This is a genomic window from Mycolicibacterium arabiense, from assembly GCF_010731815.2.
In the GTDB taxonomy this organism is placed as follows: domain Bacteria; phylum Actinomycetota; class Actinomycetes; order Mycobacteriales; family Mycobacteriaceae; genus Mycobacterium; species Mycobacterium arabiense.
Map to the genome: position 1 here is coordinate 4,669,521 of NZ_AP022593.1, position 15,664 is coordinate 4,685,184.

Consider the following 15,664-nt stretch of genomic DNA (forward strand, 5'->3'; position numbering starts at 1 on the left):
TGGTTCGTTTCGATACCGCCGGACAGTTGTCCAGAATTGCTCGGCTCGATGAATGGAGTTCGGATGCCGCTACTGGGCGATCGCGAGAGTCGGCTGCTCATCGACGGGAAGCTCGTCGCGGGCAGCGGTGGCACCTTCGCGACGGTGAACCCCGCGACCGAGGAGGTCCTCGGCGTCGCCGCCGATGCGACTCCCGACGACATGGACCAGGCGATCGGCGCCGCGCGACGCGCGTTCGACGAGACCGACTGGTCGACGAACGTCGAACTGCGGGTGCGGGGCATCCGCCAGCTCCAGCAGGCGATGCGCGACCACGCAGAAGAGTTGCGGGAGCTCACGATCTCCGAGGTCGGCGCGCCCCGGATGCTCACGTCGGCTGCGCAACTCGAGGGTCCGATCTCCGACCTCAGCTTCTGCGCCGACACCGCGGAGTCCTACCAGTGGCGCACGGACCTCGGCATCGCCTCGCCCATGGGCATGAAGACCAGGCGCACCATCGCCCGCGAGGCGATCGGCGTCGTCGGGGCGATCACGCCGTGGAATTTCCCGCACCAGATCAACCTCGCCAAGCTGGGGCCCGCGCTGGCTGCGGGCAACACGATCGTGCTCAAGCCGGCGCCGGATACCCCATGGGCGGCAGCCGTTCTCGGTGAGCTGATCGTCGAGCACACCGACATCCCGGCGGGCGTCGTCAACATCGTCACCTCCAGCGACCATGGCGTCGGTGCGCTGCTGTCCCGTGACCCGCGGGTCGACATGGTGTCCTTCACCGGGTCGACCAACACCGGCCGGGCCGTGATGGCCGATGGCGCCGCCACGCTGAAGAAGGTCTTCCTCGAACTCGGCGGCAAGTCCGCGTTCCTTGTGCTCGACGACGCCGACCTCGGCGGTGCCTGCTCGATGGCCGCCTTCACCGCGTCGATGCACGCGGGCCAGGGTTGTGCGATCACGACCCGGCTGGTGGTGCCCCGCGCCAAGTACGACGAGGCAGTCGAGGCGGCCGCGGGCACGATGGCGGGCCTGAAGCCCGGCGACCCGACCAATCCCGGGACGATCTGCGGACCGGTCATCTCGGCGCTGCAGCGCGATCGCATCCAGGGTTACCTCGACTCGGCGATCGCCGAAGGTGGTCGTTTCGCCTGTGGCGGAGGCAGTCCGGCCGACCGCGACAAGGGCTTCTTCATCGAGCCGACCGTCATCGCAGGACTCGACAACGACGCGAAGGTGGCACGCGAGGAGATCTTCGGCCCGGTGCTGACGGTCATCGCCCACGACGGCGACGACGATGCGGTGCGTATCGCCAACGACTCGCCCTACGGACTGTCCGGCACGGTGTTCTCCGGTGACGACGCACGCGCACAGGGCATCGCGGATCGATTGCGCGTCGGCACGGTCAACGTGAACGGCGGCGTCTGGTACTCGGCGGACATGCCATTCGGCGGCTACAAGCAATCCGGCATCGGCCGGGAAATGGGTCTGGCAGGTTTCGAGGAGTACCTCGAGACCAAGGCGATCGCCACGCTGGCCTGACCACCCATGGCTACGAAGGGAACACACGTGGGTCTGTACGGAGATCAGTTCAAGGAGAAGGTCGCGATCGTCACCGGTGCCGGCGGCGGCATCGGGCAGGCGTACGCCGAGGCGCTGGCGCGTGAGGGCGCCGCGGTCGTCGTAGCCGACATCAACACCGAGGGTGCGCAGAAGGTCGTCGACGGCATCAAGGGCGAGGGCGGCAACGCGCTCGCGGTGCGCGTCGACGTGAGCGATCCCGACTCCGCCAAGGAGATGGCCGCACAGACGCTTTCGGAGTTCGGCGGCATCGACTACCTGGTGAACAACGCGGCGATCTTCGGCGGGATGAAGCTCGACTTCCTGATCACCGTCGACTGGGACTACTACAAGAAGTTCATGAGCGTGAACATGGACGGCGCGCTGGTGTGCACGCGTGCGGTGTACCGCAAGATGGCCAAGCGCGGCGGCGGGGCGATCGTCAACCAGTCGTCCACGGCGGCGTGGCTGTACTCGAACTTCTACGGGCTGGCCAAGGTCGGCGTCAACGGTCTGACCCAGCAGCTCGCCACCGAGCTGGGGGGACAGAACATTCGGGTGAACGCGATCGCGCCCGGGCCCATCGACACCGAGGCCAACCGGACCACCACGCCGCAGGAGATGGTCGCCGACATCGTGAAGGGAATTCCCCTGTCGCGCATGGGCGAGGTCGACGACCTGACCGGCATGTGCCTGTTCCTGCTGTCGGACCAGGCCAAGTGGGTCACCGGTCAGATCTTCAACGTCGACGGCGGACAGATCATCAGATGAGTGAGCTTCGGCTGGGGTACATCGGCCTGGGGAACCAGGGGGCGCCGATGGCCAAGCGCCTCGTCGGATGGCCTGGCGGACTGACGGTGTTCGACGTGCGCACCGAGGCCATGACACCGCTGGCCGAGCTGGGTGCCTCCCTGGCCGACAGCGTCGCCGACGTCGCCAAGGCCGACGTCATCAGCGTCACCGTGCTCACCGACCAGCAGGTGCGCGACGTCGTCGACCAGCTCGCGGCCCATGCGCAGCCCGGCACGGTCATCGCGATCCACTCCACAATCGAGCCCGGCACCGCCGGTGAGCTGGCCGAGGCGTTGTGGCCGAAGGGTATTCACGTCGTCGATGCGCCCGTCAGCGGTGGCGCCGGTGCGGCCGACAAGGGTGAACTCGCCGTGATGGTCGGTGCCGACGACGAGGCCTACGAGCTCGTCAAACCGGTGTTCAAGCAGTGGGCCTCGATGGTGGTCCGCGCCGGAGAGCCGGGTGCGGGGACCCGGATGAAGCTCGCCCGCAACATGCTGACCTACATCGGCTTCGCGGCCGCGTGCGAGGCGTCCAAGCTGGCCGAAGCGGCAGGCATCGATCTGCAGAAGCTTGGCCGGGTGGTCAGGCACAGTGACGCCCAGAGCGGTGGGCCCGGCGCGATCATGGTTCGTGACGACACCAAACCCCTTGGGCTTGATCACTTCGTCTACGACATGTTCGTCCACACCCGCGGTCTGGCCGAGAAGGACCTGAAGCTGGCGCTCGGACTGGGCGAGGCCACCGGTGTCGACCTGCCGTTGGCCGAGATCGCACTTCGGAACTTGGCCGCCGGACTCGGCGTGCCGCACACGACTTCCGCGCACGAGGATGAGGGGTAGCGATGGACGAGCTTCGCAAGAAGGGCCTCGAGAAGATGAACGAGGTCTACGGCTGGGACATGCCGGACATGCCCGGCGACTACTTCGCGCTGACGGCCGACCATCTGTTCGGCACCATCTGGACCAGGCCCGGGCTGTCGATGCGCGAGAAGCGAATGATGACGCTCACGTGCGTGACGGCCCTTGGCATCCCGGATCTGGCCGAGATTCAGGTCAACGCCGCGCTGCACAACGAGGAACTCACCGTCGAGGAACTCAAGGAGATGGCTATCTTCCTGACCCACTACCTGGGCTTCCCGCTGGGCTCGAAGCTCGACGGCGTGGTCACCAAGGTGGCGGCCAAGCGGAAGAAGGATGCCGAGAAGGCCGCCGGCGAGGGCACGGCGGAGGACAAGCGGGCGAACGTCAACGCCGCGTTGAAGATGCACTCCGGAAGCAAGATCGATGACGAGTAGGTACGCCGCGCTGTCGCGCGAGGAACTGGCGACCCTGGTACCCGAGCTGCTGCTGATCGGTCAGCTGATCGACCGCTCCGGCATGGCGCACTGCATCAGCGCGTGGGGCCGCGACGAGATGCTGCAGATCGCCATCGAGGAGTGGGCCGCGTCCAGTCCGCTCTACACCAGGCGGATGCAGAAGGCGCTCAAGTACGAGGGCGTCGACATCTTCACCCTGTTCAAGGGTCTGCAGCTCGACATCGGTGCCCCGCCGCAGTTCATGGACTTCCGCTACACCGTGCACGACAGGTGGCACGGGGAGTTCCACCTCGACCACTGCGGCGCGCTGCTCGACGTGGAACCGATGGGCGAGGACTACGTGCACGGCATGTGCCACGACATCGAGGACCCGACGTTCGACGCCACGGCGTTGGCGACCAATCGGAAGGCCCAGGTCCGTCCGATCCACCGGCCGCCCCGCGTGCCGTCCGGTCGGACGCCGCACTGCGCCTGGACGGTCATCATCGACGAGTCGTACCCGGAAGTGCCGTTCATCCCGGCGATGGACGTCGTCGCGGCCAGCTACGCACACGCCTGCGAACTGGACCCGATCGATCCGGACGACGAGGGAGCGGCCGACTACTCGGGCGAGCTGCTCTCCGACGTCGACTTCGGTGCGTTCTCACACTCGGCGCTGGTGCGCATCGCCGACGAGGTGTGCCTGCAGATGCACCTGCTGGTGCTGGCATTCACCCTCGCGGTGCGCAAGCGCGCCGGAAGCGATGCCGCACTCGAGGAGTCGATCCGCTACAAGCAGTTGATCGGCATCGCCGGCGTCGCTGCCGAGCGCATCCATCGCGCCCTCAAGCTGCCGGGCGGGGTCGAGGGTGCGCTGCGGGTGCTCGAGTTGCATCCGCTGCTCAACCCTGCGGCCTACGTGTCGGCCGACGTCACCGCGGATTCGCTGCACGTACGGAAGTCGCCGGCCTACGAGGACGGCTCGTGGATCTCGCTGTGCTCACCCGTCGCCGACAAGCCGTTGCAGGCGATAGCCGCGGCGGTCGACCCCCATCTGCGGGCGGAACTGACCGGCACGCAGTCGGACTGGACGGTGCGCTTCGTCGAGACCGACACTCCCGCCAAGGAATTGGGCGAGGTCGCGGTCACCAAATTCAGTGGCGGCGCGAGTTGGGTGTTCGAGGACCGAAAGTCGCTACCGCTCACCGTGGTGTAGCGGGCGGCACGATCGCCCCGGCCACCCACCGCCGCAGGTAGTCGCGCAGCGCCTGACCGGTGCGCGGCGGCCGGCCCGGGTCGATCACGAACGACTGGATGATCCGCAGCAGGTGCTCGGCCAGCTCGTCGAGTTCGGCATCGGTGAAACCGTGTGCGGCCCAGTCGACGTCGAAGCGGCGGACCATCGAGTTGGCGAACTGCAACGCCACGTCGGAGGTCACCGACTCGGTGTGCGCGTTCGGTCGGCCCGGCGCGATCAGGAGCCCGATGTGCTTGTCCTTGGGCAGCCACTCCAGCGCGGTGGCGACGGCCTCGGTCACCGCGTCGACGGGGTCGTGCATGCCGCGGACGTGGTCGGCGACCCGTTCCAGGAAGTCGTCGGCGGCGTGCACCGCTGCGGCCACCAGCAGCGCGTCGGTACTGGGGAAGTAGCGGTACACCGTCTGACGGGTGACGCCGAGCGTGCGGGCAACGTCGGCGATGGAGATCTCGGCGCCGCGCTCGTCGATCGCCTTGCCCGCGGCGGCGAGGATCCGCGCGACGGCTTCGTCGTCGCTTGCCGGGGCAGATCCCGACCAGCCGTGGGTTCGCACGGGCGAAATCGTACCCGGCGGCCCTGGTCAGCCCCCGTAGGAGACGGGCAACTCCTTGACGCCGTTGATCCACCCGGACCGCAGCCGCTGCGGCTCAGCGAGTTTCGAGATGTCGGGAATCTGCGCGGCGATCTCGTCGAAGATCAGCTTGATCTCCATGCGGGCGAGGTTGGCGCCGATGCAGTAGTGCGCCCCGTTCCCCCCGAACGCGAGGTGCGGGTTGGGGTTGCGGGTAACGTCGAACTCGAAGGGGCGGTCGAACACGTCCTCGTCGAAGTTGGCCGAGCTGTAGAACAAGCCCACGCGCTGACCGGCCCGGACCGTCGCCCCGCTGAGTTCGACGTCGGCCATGGCGGTGCGCTGGAAGCAGTGCACCGGGGTGGCCCACCGGATGATCTCGTCGACGGCGGTCTCGGGTCGTTCGCGTTTGAACAGCTCCCACTGGTCGGGGTTGTCGAAGAACGCGTTCATGCCGTGGGTCATCGCGTTGCGGGTGGTCTCGTTGCCCGCGACGGCGAGCAGGATCACGAAGAACGCGAACTCGACGTCGCCCAGTGATTCGCCGTCCACGTCGGCCTGGATCAGACGGGTGACGATGTCGTCGGCCGGGCAGCGACGCCGCTCCTCGGCCATCGTGTAGGCGTAGCCCATCAGTTCGGCGTTGGCAGTCGTCGGATCGGAGTCGAAGTCCGGATCGTCGGTGTTCATGATGCTGTTGGTCCAGTGGAACAGCCGCTCCCGGTCCGCCTCGGGCACGCCGATCAGGTCGGCGATCGCCTGCAGCGGCAGCTTGGTGGCCACGTCGCCGACGAAGTCGCCGCTGCCCTTCTCGGCGGCGGCCGCGACGATCTCGCGGGCGGCCACGGCGAGCTTCTCCTCGAGTGCCTTCACCGCGCGCGGGGTGAACAACCGGGAGACGATCTTGCGCAGGCGGGTGTGCTCGGGTGCGTCGTGGTTGATCAGCAGCGCCTTGGTCAGGTCGAGTTGCTCGCTGGTCACGCCCTCCGGCAGCCGCATCACCGCGCCCTTGCGGTTGGTCGACCACAGGTCGCCGTTCTTCGAGATCGACTTGATGTCCTCGTGCTTGCTGATGACCCAGTAGCCGCCGTCGTCGAAGATCGACTCGCTCTGGGCGTTCCACCAGACCGGCGCGGTCTTGCGCAGTTCGGCGAACTCGGTCACCGGGATGCCCTTGAGGAGGACGTCCGGGTCGGTGAAGTCATACCCCTGGGGCAGGAAGGGGCAGGCGTTCTGCGTGGTCGTCATGATCGAAGTCCTTCGTGTGACGTGCGGCACTCTTGCCGTCGACCATACACCGCATCGTCAAGTGTATGCCCAGGCGTGAGGGTCTAGGGTTGTCAACCGTGCACGTCCTCGTCATCGGATCTGGTGCCCGCGAACACGCCTTGCTGCTTGCGCTGCGGCGCGACCCCGAGGTGACGGGACTCTCGGTCGCCCCCGGCAACGCCGGCACCGCGATCATCGCCGACCAGTACGACGTCGACATCACCTCCGGTGAGGCGGTGGTCGGTCTCGTCCGCAAGGTGGGCGCCGACCTCGTGGTGGTCGGTCCCGAGGTCCCCCTGGTGCTCGGAGTGGCCGACGCGGTGCGCGCCGCAGGCATCGCCTGCTTCGGACCCACTCGGGACGCGGCGCGGATCGAGGGCTCGAAGGCCTTCGCCAAGGACGTGATGGATGCCGCGGGCGTACGGACCGCGCGCAGCGAGATCGTCGACAACCCAGCGCATCTCGACACCGCGCTCGACCGGTTCGGCCCGCCCAGCGGCGACCCTGCCTGGGTGGTCAAGGACGACGGGTTGGCGGCAGGCAAGGGCGTCGTGGTCACCGCCGACCGTGAAGCCGCCCGTGCCCACGCGGCCAGCCTGCTGGACTCCGGCCACCCGGTACTGCTCGAGAGCTTCCTGGACGGGCCGGAAGTCAGCCTGTTCTGCGTGGTCGACGGCGAGACCGTCGTCCCACTGCTGCCGGCACAGGACTTCAAGCGCGTCGGCGACGGCGACAGCGGGCCGAACACCGGCGGCATGGGCGCCTACGCGCCGCTGCCGTGGCTGCCCGAGGGCACCGTCGACCGGATCGTGCGCGACGTCGTCGCACCCGTCGCCGCCGAACTCGTCGCACGCGACTCGGCGTTCTCCGGACTGCTGTACGCCGGTCTGGCGATGACGTCGCAGGGACCGTCGGTGGTCGAGTTCAACTGCCGCTTCGGCGACCCGGAGACCCAGGCCGTGCTCGCGTTGCTCGAGACCCCGCTCGGTCAGCTGCTGCACGCGGCCGCCACCGGCCGACTCGCCGACCAGCAGCCGCTGCGGTGGCACGACGGTGCAGCGGTGGCCGTGGTGCTCGCCGCCGAGAACTATCCCGGCAGGCCCCGCCTCGGCGACGCGATCACCGGGTCCGAGGCCGACGGGGTGCTGCACGCGGGCACCGCCCGGCGTGACGACGGAAGCATCGTGTCCTCCGGTGGGCGGGTGCTATCGGTGGTGGGTACCGGCCCCGACCTCGCTGCCGCGCGCGACGCCGCGTACGGGCTGATGAGTTCGATCCGACTGCCCGGCAGTCACTTTCGCACCGACATCGGGCTGGCCGCTGCCGAGGGCCGGCTCAGCCTGCCGCAGGCCTAGCCCTTTCGGGGCATCGGCCTAGGCCACCAGCAGCGGCGCGAGCCACTCGATCTCGGCGGGCAACTGAGAGTTCCAGAACGCGCTGTCGTGCCCGCCCGGCGAGAAGCCGCCCGCGGGCGGGGTCGGCAACTGGGCGATGAACTGTTCCGTGGCGGACGCGAAGGGATCGCCGTTGCCGCAATCGATTCGGATCGGGATCGACCCCAGTTCGGGCATGCCCCACACGCTGTTGGCCGCGTAGTCCTGCGCGCCGTCGAAGGCGCCGGGGGCGGCCGCACCCGGCGACGTCCACAGCGCCGGGCTCACCGCGCAGATGGCCGCCGTCCGCGCCGGACCGAGCCGCCCACCCAGGAGGAGCGCGCCGTAGCCGCCCATCGACCAGCCGAGGAAGCCGACCCGCGAGGTGTCGAGTCCTTGGCCGGCGAGCATGGGCAGCAGTTCGTCGAGCACCATGGCGCCCGCGTCGTCACCCGATGCGCGCCCGTGCCAGTAGCCGCCACCCCCGTCGACCGCCACCACCGCGAACGGCGGCAGGCCCGCTGCCACGGCCTGTGCCAAACCCCGTTCGACACCGCCTGCCATGACGCTGGCGGCGTCGCTGTCCTTGCCGTGCAGTGCGATCACCGGACGCAACGGAGCCGTCTGGCCCGGCGGACGGGCGATGGCCCAATTGGTCGTTATCCCGCCCCGCGCGGCCGAGCTGAACGAGCCCGAGACGTACGTCGGCGCGGGCGGCGACGGGGGAGGAGGGGCCAGCGGCGGCAGCGGCGAACCCACGCCGGTCATCGAGACCGGCGGCGCGGTGGCGGGCGTGCCCGTCACGCTGGCGCCGATCGCGTATGCCCCGGCGGCCCCGAGCGCGGCACCCGCGCCGAGTCTGAGGACGGCGCGACGGCTCAATTCGGACACGCGGGCCATCATGCCACGTGGTACCGGCGTACCGATCGGGGTGAGCATCTGTTCAGCCGTCGGCGATCTTCCAAAGTGCCGCCTGATGATTGGCCGAAAGCGCCATGGCGCGCCGCCGCGACTGGCAGCATGCAATGCGTGACGGCAGCGGTCACCCCCAAGGGTGAGAGGCGGCGGTACGCGCTCGTCAGCGCGGCCGCCGATCTGTTGTGCGAGGGGGGTTTCGACGCCGTCCGGCACCGGGCCGTCGCGCGCCGGGCCGGCCTGCCGCTGGCGTCGACGACCTACTACTTCTCCTCCCTCGACGACCTCATCACCAAGGCCGTCGAACACGTCGGCAGCCGCGAGGTCGAGCGTCTCAACCTTCGCGTGGCCGGCCTGTCCCGCCGCAGACGCGGCGCCGAGTCGACCGCCGACGTCCTCGTCGACCTCCTCGTCGGCGAGGGGCCCGGCAGCCGCGAGTCCGAGGAATTGATCTCTCGCTACGAGCGCTACATCGCCTGCGCGCGTCAGCCCAGCCTGCGCGACGTACAGCGCAGGATGATGCAGCAGCGCGCCGACGCCGTAGTAGAAGTCGTCGAACGCTCCGGTCGCGCGGTACGCGAGGAACTCGTCACCGCGCTGGTGTGCGCCGTCGACGGAGCGGTGGTCGCGTCCATGGTCGGCGTCGGTGACGGCCCGCGCGCAACGGCGCGGGCGACGCTGGTCGAGGTCATAGACGTCCTGGCGCCGTTCGACGAAATCAGTCGCTTTGGGTGATTGACGCGCGCCGCGGCGTGGCCTGCCCGATGATGGGACTTTCCGACGAACGGCCACGGAGGCGCGATGACCCAGCCTGACACAGCCCAGGAGCAACAGGAGCAACCTCAGCTCAAACGCGTGATGGGGCCGGGCCTGCTTCTGCTGTTCATCGTCGGCGACATCCTGGGCACCGGCGTCTACGCACTCACCGGTCAGGTGGCCGCCGAAGTCGGTGGCGCGGCCTGGCTTCCGTTCCTGGTGGCGTTCTTGATCGCCACCGTCACCGCGTTCAGCTACCTCGAGCTGGTGACGAAGTACCCCCAGGCCGCAGGCGCTGCGCTCTACGCACACAAGGCTTTCGGGGTCCAGTTCGTCACGTTCCTGGTGGCGTTCATCGTGATGTGCTCCGGCATCACCTCGGCATCCACCGCGTCGCGGTTCTTCGCGTCCAACTTCTTCACCGCCTTCGACATCGACTGGGGCAAGACCGGAATCGTCGTCATGGCACTGCTGTTCATGGCGCTCATCGCGGCAGTGAACCTGCGCGGTGTCGGTGAGAGCGTCAAGCTGAACGTCGTCCTCACCATCGTGGAGATCACCGGCCTGCTGCTCGTGATCGGCGTGGGCTTCTGGGCGTTCACCGGCGGCGCCGACGTGGACTTCTCCCGCGTGGTCGCCTTCGAGACCGCCGAGGACAAGAACGTCTTCCTCGCCGTCACCGCGGCTACGTCGCTCGCGTTCTTCGCGATGGTGGGCTTCGAGGACTCGGTGAACATGGCCGAGGAGACCAAGGATCCCGTCCGCTTCTTCCCCAAGGTGCTGCTGACCGGACTCGGCATCGCAGGCGTCGTCTACGTGGTGGTCGCCATCGTCGCGGTGGCCCTGGTTCCGGTGGGGACGCTGGAGGCCAGTGAGACTCCGCTCGTCGAGGTCGTCAAGGCCGGTGCGCCCAACCTGCCCATCGAGACCATCCTGCCGTTCATCTCGATGTTCGCGGTATCGAACACGGCGCTGATCAACATGCTCATGGCCAGCCGGTTGATCTACGGCATGTCCCGCCAGCACGTCCTGCCGCCGGTGCTCGGCCTGGTGCACCCGAAGAGCCGCGCGCCGTGGGTGGCGATCCTGTTCACCACGCTGATCGCCTTCGGCCTCATCTTCTACGTGACGGCGTTCGCGAACAGCAGCGCCATATCGGTGCTCGGCGGCACGACGTCACTGCTGCTGTTGGCGGTGTTCGCGATGGTCAACGTGGCCGTGCTGGTGCTGCGCCGCGACGTCCGCGCCACCGGCGGGCACTTCAAGACGCCGACGGTGCTGCCGGTCATCGGCTGCGCCGCGTCGCTGTACCTGGTGCTGCCCTTCTCCGGCAGACCCGCTCAGCAGTACCTGCTGGCCGGCATCCTCATGCTCATCGGCATCGGGCTGTTCGGACTCACCATGCTGATCAACAGGCAGCTCGGCATCCGCGACGCGGGGATCAGGGATCCAAAGAATCTGGGCGAGGCTCCGTAGCCGTATTCGAAGTGGCCAAGCCCGCACGCAACCGGTCGAACCTGTTCTGCAGCAACTCCCTTCGGTGCTCGTTGCCGTGCAGGTGTAAATACCGGTCTTCGAACACGGCGAGCAGCGCGTCGTCCAGGCGTCGCACCGCGCCTGCGGGATAGCGGTAGTCCATCGCGCGGTTGACCGCATCCTCGTCGACCCCGTCGAGGACCGCCGTCAGTTCGTCGAGCCGCGTGATGCCGAGTTCGAGCAGCAGCCCGGAGATCCAGCGGTAGTGGTCGGTGCGCGACCACCCGGCGTCGGCATACCGGTTCCCGAGGTAGGTCGCGAGCACGGGGGTGGCGATCCGTGGATCCGACGAGTCGTCGTCGGTGTCGTCACGGTCGACCATGGCCACGCGCAGCCGTTCCCGGATGGCGGTGAACTCGCTGTCGGCGAGTTCGAGCAGACCGGCGGCGAGGGTGAAGCGGCGATCGAGGTCGGGTGCATGCTCGGCGGGGATCGACCCCTTGTAGCGGATGTCGTGCTCGAACTCGGCCCACGCGTGCTGCAGGACGGTGCGGACCTGGATCGAGGCGGGCTGCTGCTCGCCCTCGACGCCGACCAGCAGGTGCCGGCTGGCGTAGCCCCACCTGCCCTCGCGCGCCGTCTCCAGACCCATGTCCCTGTCGTCGAGCAGCATCATCTCGTCGGCCAGCAGGCGTGCGACGGTGTCGACGTCCTCGCGCAGGTACGTGATGACGCGCAGCCCCACCTGATCGGTGATCTCGGCGAGCGGGTCGGTGTAGAGCGGCTGTCCGTCCACCATTTGGCCGGCCTTGGCCGCGAACGACTCGACGCTCTTGGTGCGCGCCGTGATGTTCAGGTAGTTGATGCCCGCCTCGTCGAGCAGGGAGGTCACCATCTCGAGGTAGTGATCCGTGGCGACGACCAGGGCCGGCCGGCGCGCCTGGTACTCCGCGACCGCGGTCTGCTCGGCGGGCACGGTCTGCGCGCCGCGCTGCGGATCGAGGTCGGCAGGCAGGGTGGGCGTCACGATGCAGCCGGTGTCGACGTCGCCGTAAATGGTGACGTCGTCGGGCCGGCACTCGAAGAACAGCGCGACGTACGCGCACACCACGGCGTCCACCGGGTCCTCCGCGCGACGCAGTTCGCTCTTCTTGGTTGCGGTCTCGACCGATTGACGCAGCTCGCGCCAGGCGTCGGAGTCGCGCACGTGCAGCGGCGGGTCGGCGTGTCGAAGTCCCTCGACGAGGTCGACCAGGCGGAGCAGTTCGGACTGCAACTGCTCGAAGCTGCGGCCGGTCTTCGCCTTGTACTTCAGCGTGCGGCCCAGCCGGAACAGCGCGACCGTCGCCGAGTGCGGGAAGACCTCGAGCGCACGCCGCGGGGTGGAGGAGTTGGGGTCGAGGTCGAGGTGCAGCGCGTCGGCCAGCCGTGCGCCCCTGGTGCCGTTCGCGAACTCCGGCTTGCCGGTGTTGGCCGGGTGCGTCCCGGCGTGGAACGCCTGGAAGTCCCGGTTCAGCGCGGCCTCGGCAGGCCGGTTGCCCGTCGCGTTGCGCACGATCAGAGGGGCGTCGATGCCGACCAGGCAATCGTCACCGGTGAACGGCGCGAGCGCGTCGAGGATGTCGGCGTCGTCCGTGCGTGCCGACAGGTGCAGCAGGGTCCCCGATGCGTCCAGAACCGCGACACCGGTCGGCTGGCGTTCACCCCAGGCGAGGTCGAGTCCGACGAAGTACACAGGGGTAGCTTGCCTCACCTGGGCCGTAAGCTGTGTGTCCGTGACGATTCCCAATGTGCTGGCGAACAGGTACGCGAGCGAGGAGATGCGCGCGATCTGGTCGCCCGAGGCGAAGATCGTCGCGGAGCGGCGACTGTGGCTGGCGGTACTGCGCGCGCAGGCCGAACTGGGCGTCGCGGTGCCCGACGGCGTGGTCGACGACTACGAACGGGTGATCGACGACGTCGACCTCGCCTCGATCGCCGAGCGCGAGCGCGTGACCCGTCACGACGTGAAGGCCCGCATCGAGGAGTTCAACGCGCTGGCCGGCCACGAACACGTCCACAAGGGCATGACGAGCCGCGACCTCACCGAGAACGTCGAGCAGCTGCAGATCCGGCGCTCGCTCGAAGTCGTGCACGCCCACGGCGTGGCCGTGGTCGCGCGGCTGGCCGAGCGTGCGGTGCAGTACCGCGACGTCGTGATGGCCGGGCGGTCGCACAACGTGGCGGCGCAGGCCACGACGCTGGGCAAGCGCTTCGCCTCGGCGGCCGAGGAGACGATGCTCGCGCTCACGCGCATCGCCGAGCTGATCGAGCGCTACCCGCTGCGCGGGATCAAGGGCCCGATGGGCACGGCGCAGGACATGCTCGACCTGTTCGACGGCGACACCGCGCGGCTGGCCGAACTCGAACACCGCGTCGCCGAATTCCTGGGCTTCGGAACGACGTTCACCAGCGTCGGCCAGGTCTACCCGCGCTCGCTGGACCACGAGGTGCTCTCGGCGCTGGTGCAGTTCGGCGCAGGGCCCTCGTCGTTCGCCCACACCATCCGGCTGATGGCCGGGCACGAACTCGTCACCGAGGGCTTCGCTCCCGGCCAGGTGGGATCGTCGGCGATGCCGCACAAGATGAACACCCGCTCCTGCGAGCGCGTCAACGGTCTGCAGGTCGTGCTGCGCGGATACGGCTCCATGGCCGCCGAACTCGCAGGCGCGCAGTGGAACGAAGGTGACGTCTTCTGCTCGGTGGTGCGCCGCGTCGCGCTGCCCGACGCGTTCTTCGCCGTCGACGGACAGACCGAGACGTTCCTGACCGTCCTCGACGAATTCGGGGCCTACCCCGCCGTCATCCAGCGCGAGCTGGACCGCTACCTGCCGTTCCTGGCGACGACCCGCCTGCTCATCGCGGCGGTGCGCGCAGGCGTGGGACGCGAGGCCGCCCACGAGGTGATCAAGGAACACGCCGTCGCCGTCGCACTTGCCATGCGCGAGCAGGGATCCGAGCCGGACCTGCTCGACAGGTTGGCCGCCGACCAGCGACTGCCGTTGGACCGTGACGAGTTGGTCGCCGCGCTGGCCGACAAGGAAGCATTCACCGGAGCGGCTGCCGCACAGGTCGATTCGGTCGTCGCCCAGGTGGAGCGCCTGGTCGACCAGTTCCCCGAGGCGGCCAGGTACACCTCGGGCGACATCTTGTGAGTCTCGCGGGAACCGACTTCACCGACCTGAACAACTTCGCGTCGGGGTTCCCACACGAGCTGTTCGCCGTGCACCGTTGCGAGGCGCCGGTGTACTGGCACGAACCCACCGAGCACACCCCGGACGGCGAGGGCTTCTGGTCGGTCGCCACGTACGCCGAAACCCTAACGGTGCTGCGTGATCCGGAGACCTACTCGTCGGTGACGGGCGGCGACCGCCCCTACGGCGGGACGCTGCTGCAGGACCTCTCCATCGCGGGCCAGGTGCTCAACATGATGGACGATCCCAAGCACTCCCAGCTCCGTCGGCTGGTGTCCTCGGGCCTGACGCCGCGGATGATCCGCCGCGTCGAAGACGATCTGCGCGCCCGGACGCGTCGTCTGCTCGACGGTGTCGTCCCCGACGAACCGTTCGACTTCCTGGTGGACATCGCAGCCGAACTGCCCATGCAGATGATCTGCATCCTGCTCGGAGTGCCGGAGTCCGAACGGCATTGGCTGTTCCACGCCATCGAGCCGCAGTTCGACCTGGGGCGCACGGCCAGCGAGGACGCCAGCGCCCGGATGTACGCCTACGGCCAATCGCTGATCGCCCAGAAGCGTGCGGCGCCGACCGACGACATGCTGTCGGTGGTGGCCAACGCGCAGTCCGACTCCGGTGATCCGGCACTCACCGAGTTGGAGCTGTACCTGTTCTTCAGCCTGCTGTTCTCTGCGGGCGCGGAGACCACGCGCAACGCCGTCGCCGGTGGGCTGCTTGCGCTCATCGAGCACAACCTGGTGGGCACCCTGCGGCACTCATTGGACTCGCTGCCCGTCGCGGTCGAGGAGATGGTGCGGTGGACGTCCCCGTCGCCCTCGAAGCGCCGCACCGCCACGCGCTCCTGCACCCTCGGCGGCTGCGAGATCGAGGCCGGGCAGAAGGTGCAGATCTGGGAGGGATCGGCGAACCGCGACGCCTCGGTGTTCGCCGACGCCGACTCGTTCGACATGACCCGCACGCCCAACCCGCACCTCGGCTTCGGCCAGGGCGTGCACTACTGCCTGGGGGCGAACCTCGCGCGACTCGAGCTGCGCGTGTTGTTCGAGGAGCTGCTGACCCGGTTCTCGTCGGCCCGGCTGGTCGAGCCGGTCGAGTGGACGCGCAGCAACCGCCACACCGGCCTGCGGCACATGGTCGTCGCCCTCACGTGATTCGTGCACCCGCAGGCGCGCT

The 15,664-nt window shown here is 68.6% G+C and carries 14 protein-coding genes; 10 read left to right on the forward strand and 4 right to left on the reverse strand.

All coding sequences use genetic code 11. The features are described from left to right. Positions 1 to 63: 63 nt before the first annotated feature. Genes G6N61_RS24090 through G6N61_RS24110 form a run of 5 tightly spaced genes read left to right on the forward strand, consistent with a single transcriptional unit; the run spans position 64 to position 4,853 of the window. Positions 64 to 1,530 (forward strand): aldehyde dehydrogenase, encoded by a 1,467-nt coding sequence (locus G6N61_RS24090; RefSeq protein ID WP_163922125.1) that lies wholly within the window; start codon positions 64 to 66, stop codon positions 1,528 to 1,530. A gap of 27 nt (positions 1,531 to 1,557) precedes the next feature. Beyond that, positions 1,558 to 2,319: an SDR family oxidoreductase gene (locus tag G6N61_RS24095; RefSeq protein WP_163922127.1), complete on the forward strand. Its 762-nt coding sequence runs from the start codon at positions 1,558 to 1,560 to the stop codon at positions 2,317 to 2,319. Further along, entirely contained in the window at positions 2,316 to 3,182 is an 867-nt protein-coding gene (locus tag G6N61_RS24100) for an NAD(P)-dependent oxidoreductase (RefSeq protein WP_163922130.1), read from the forward strand. Before G6N61_RS24095 ends, G6N61_RS24100 begins: the two co-directional genes overlap by 4 nt. Before the next feature lie 2 nt (positions 3,183 to 3,184). Continuing rightward, entirely contained in the window at positions 3,185 to 3,637 is a 453-nt protein-coding gene (locus G6N61_RS24105; RefSeq protein ID WP_163922133.1) for a carboxymuconolactone decarboxylase family protein, read from the forward strand. Next, entirely contained in the window at positions 3,627 to 4,853 is a 1,227-nt protein-coding gene (locus G6N61_RS24110; RefSeq protein WP_163922136.1) for a hypothetical protein, read from the forward strand. The genes G6N61_RS24105 and G6N61_RS24110 overlap by 11 nt, the downstream gene beginning before the upstream one ends. On the opposite strand, the gene G6N61_RS24115 is transcribed toward G6N61_RS24110, so the two are convergent. After that, the gene (locus G6N61_RS24115) at positions 4,840 to 5,448 is read right to left on the reverse strand and encodes a TetR/AcrR family transcriptional regulator (protein ID WP_163922139.1); all 609 of its coding nucleotides are present in this window, start codon (positions 5,446 to 5,448) and stop codon (positions 4,840 to 4,842) included. The two genes, G6N61_RS24110 and G6N61_RS24115, sit on opposite strands and share 14 nt — an antisense overlap. 27 nt (positions 5,449 to 5,475) lie before the next feature. Then, on the reverse strand, positions 5,476 to 6,714 hold the full coding sequence (locus G6N61_RS24120; RefSeq protein WP_163922141.1) for a cytochrome P450: 1,239 nt from the start codon (positions 6,712 to 6,714) through the stop codon (positions 5,476 to 5,478). Between the two features lie 98 nt (positions 6,715 to 6,812). Here G6N61_RS24120 and purD point away from each other — a divergent pair, with 98 nt between their 5' ends. Continuing rightward, the gene (gene purD / locus G6N61_RS24125) at positions 6,813 to 8,090 is read left to right on the forward strand and encodes a phosphoribosylamine--glycine ligase (protein WP_163922145.1); all 1,278 of its coding nucleotides are present in this window, start codon (positions 6,813 to 6,815) and stop codon (positions 8,088 to 8,090) included. An 18-nt stretch (positions 8,091 to 8,108) separates the two neighbouring features. Here purD and G6N61_RS24130 read toward each other — a convergent pair whose 3' ends face one another. Further along, positions 8,109 to 9,011, reverse strand: a complete 903-nt coding sequence (locus G6N61_RS24130) for an alpha/beta hydrolase (RefSeq protein ID WP_179973712.1) — start codon at positions 9,009 to 9,011, stop codon at positions 8,109 to 8,111. A 117-nt stretch (positions 9,012 to 9,128) separates the two neighbouring features. On the opposite strand from G6N61_RS24130, the gene G6N61_RS24135 reads away from it, so the two are divergent. Together G6N61_RS24135 and G6N61_RS24140 are read left to right on the forward strand one after the other, a co-directional pair. Beyond that, positions 9,129 to 9,758: a TetR/AcrR family transcriptional regulator gene (locus tag G6N61_RS24135; protein ID WP_163922148.1), complete on the forward strand. Its 630-nt coding sequence runs from the start codon at positions 9,129 to 9,131 to the stop codon at positions 9,756 to 9,758. Between the two features lie 66 nt (positions 9,759 to 9,824). Then, positions 9,825 to 11,255: an APC family permease gene (locus G6N61_RS24140; protein ID WP_163922151.1), complete on the forward strand. Its 1,431-nt coding sequence runs from the start codon at positions 9,825 to 9,827 to the stop codon at positions 11,253 to 11,255. Here G6N61_RS24140 and relZ read toward each other — a convergent pair. Continuing rightward, a complete protein-coding gene (relZ, locus tag G6N61_RS24145) occupies positions 11,221 to 12,990 on the reverse strand; it encodes a bifunctional ribonuclease/(p)ppGpp synthase (protein WP_163922154.1) in 1,770 nt (589 codons plus the stop codon). The two genes, G6N61_RS24140 and relZ, sit on opposite strands and share 35 nt — an antisense overlap. A 40-nt stretch (positions 12,991 to 13,030) precedes the next feature. Between relZ and purB the strand changes: the two genes are divergently transcribed. Next, entirely contained in the window at positions 13,031 to 14,449 is a 1,419-nt protein-coding gene (gene purB, locus G6N61_RS24150; protein WP_163922157.1) for an adenylosuccinate lyase, read from the forward strand. Further along, positions 14,446 to 15,642: a cytochrome P450 gene (locus G6N61_RS24155; RefSeq protein WP_163922159.1), complete on the forward strand. Its 1,197-nt coding sequence runs from the start codon at positions 14,446 to 14,448 to the stop codon at positions 15,640 to 15,642. The genes purB and G6N61_RS24155 overlap by 4 nt, the downstream gene beginning before the upstream one ends. Positions 15,643 to 15,664 lie beyond the last annotated feature (22 nt).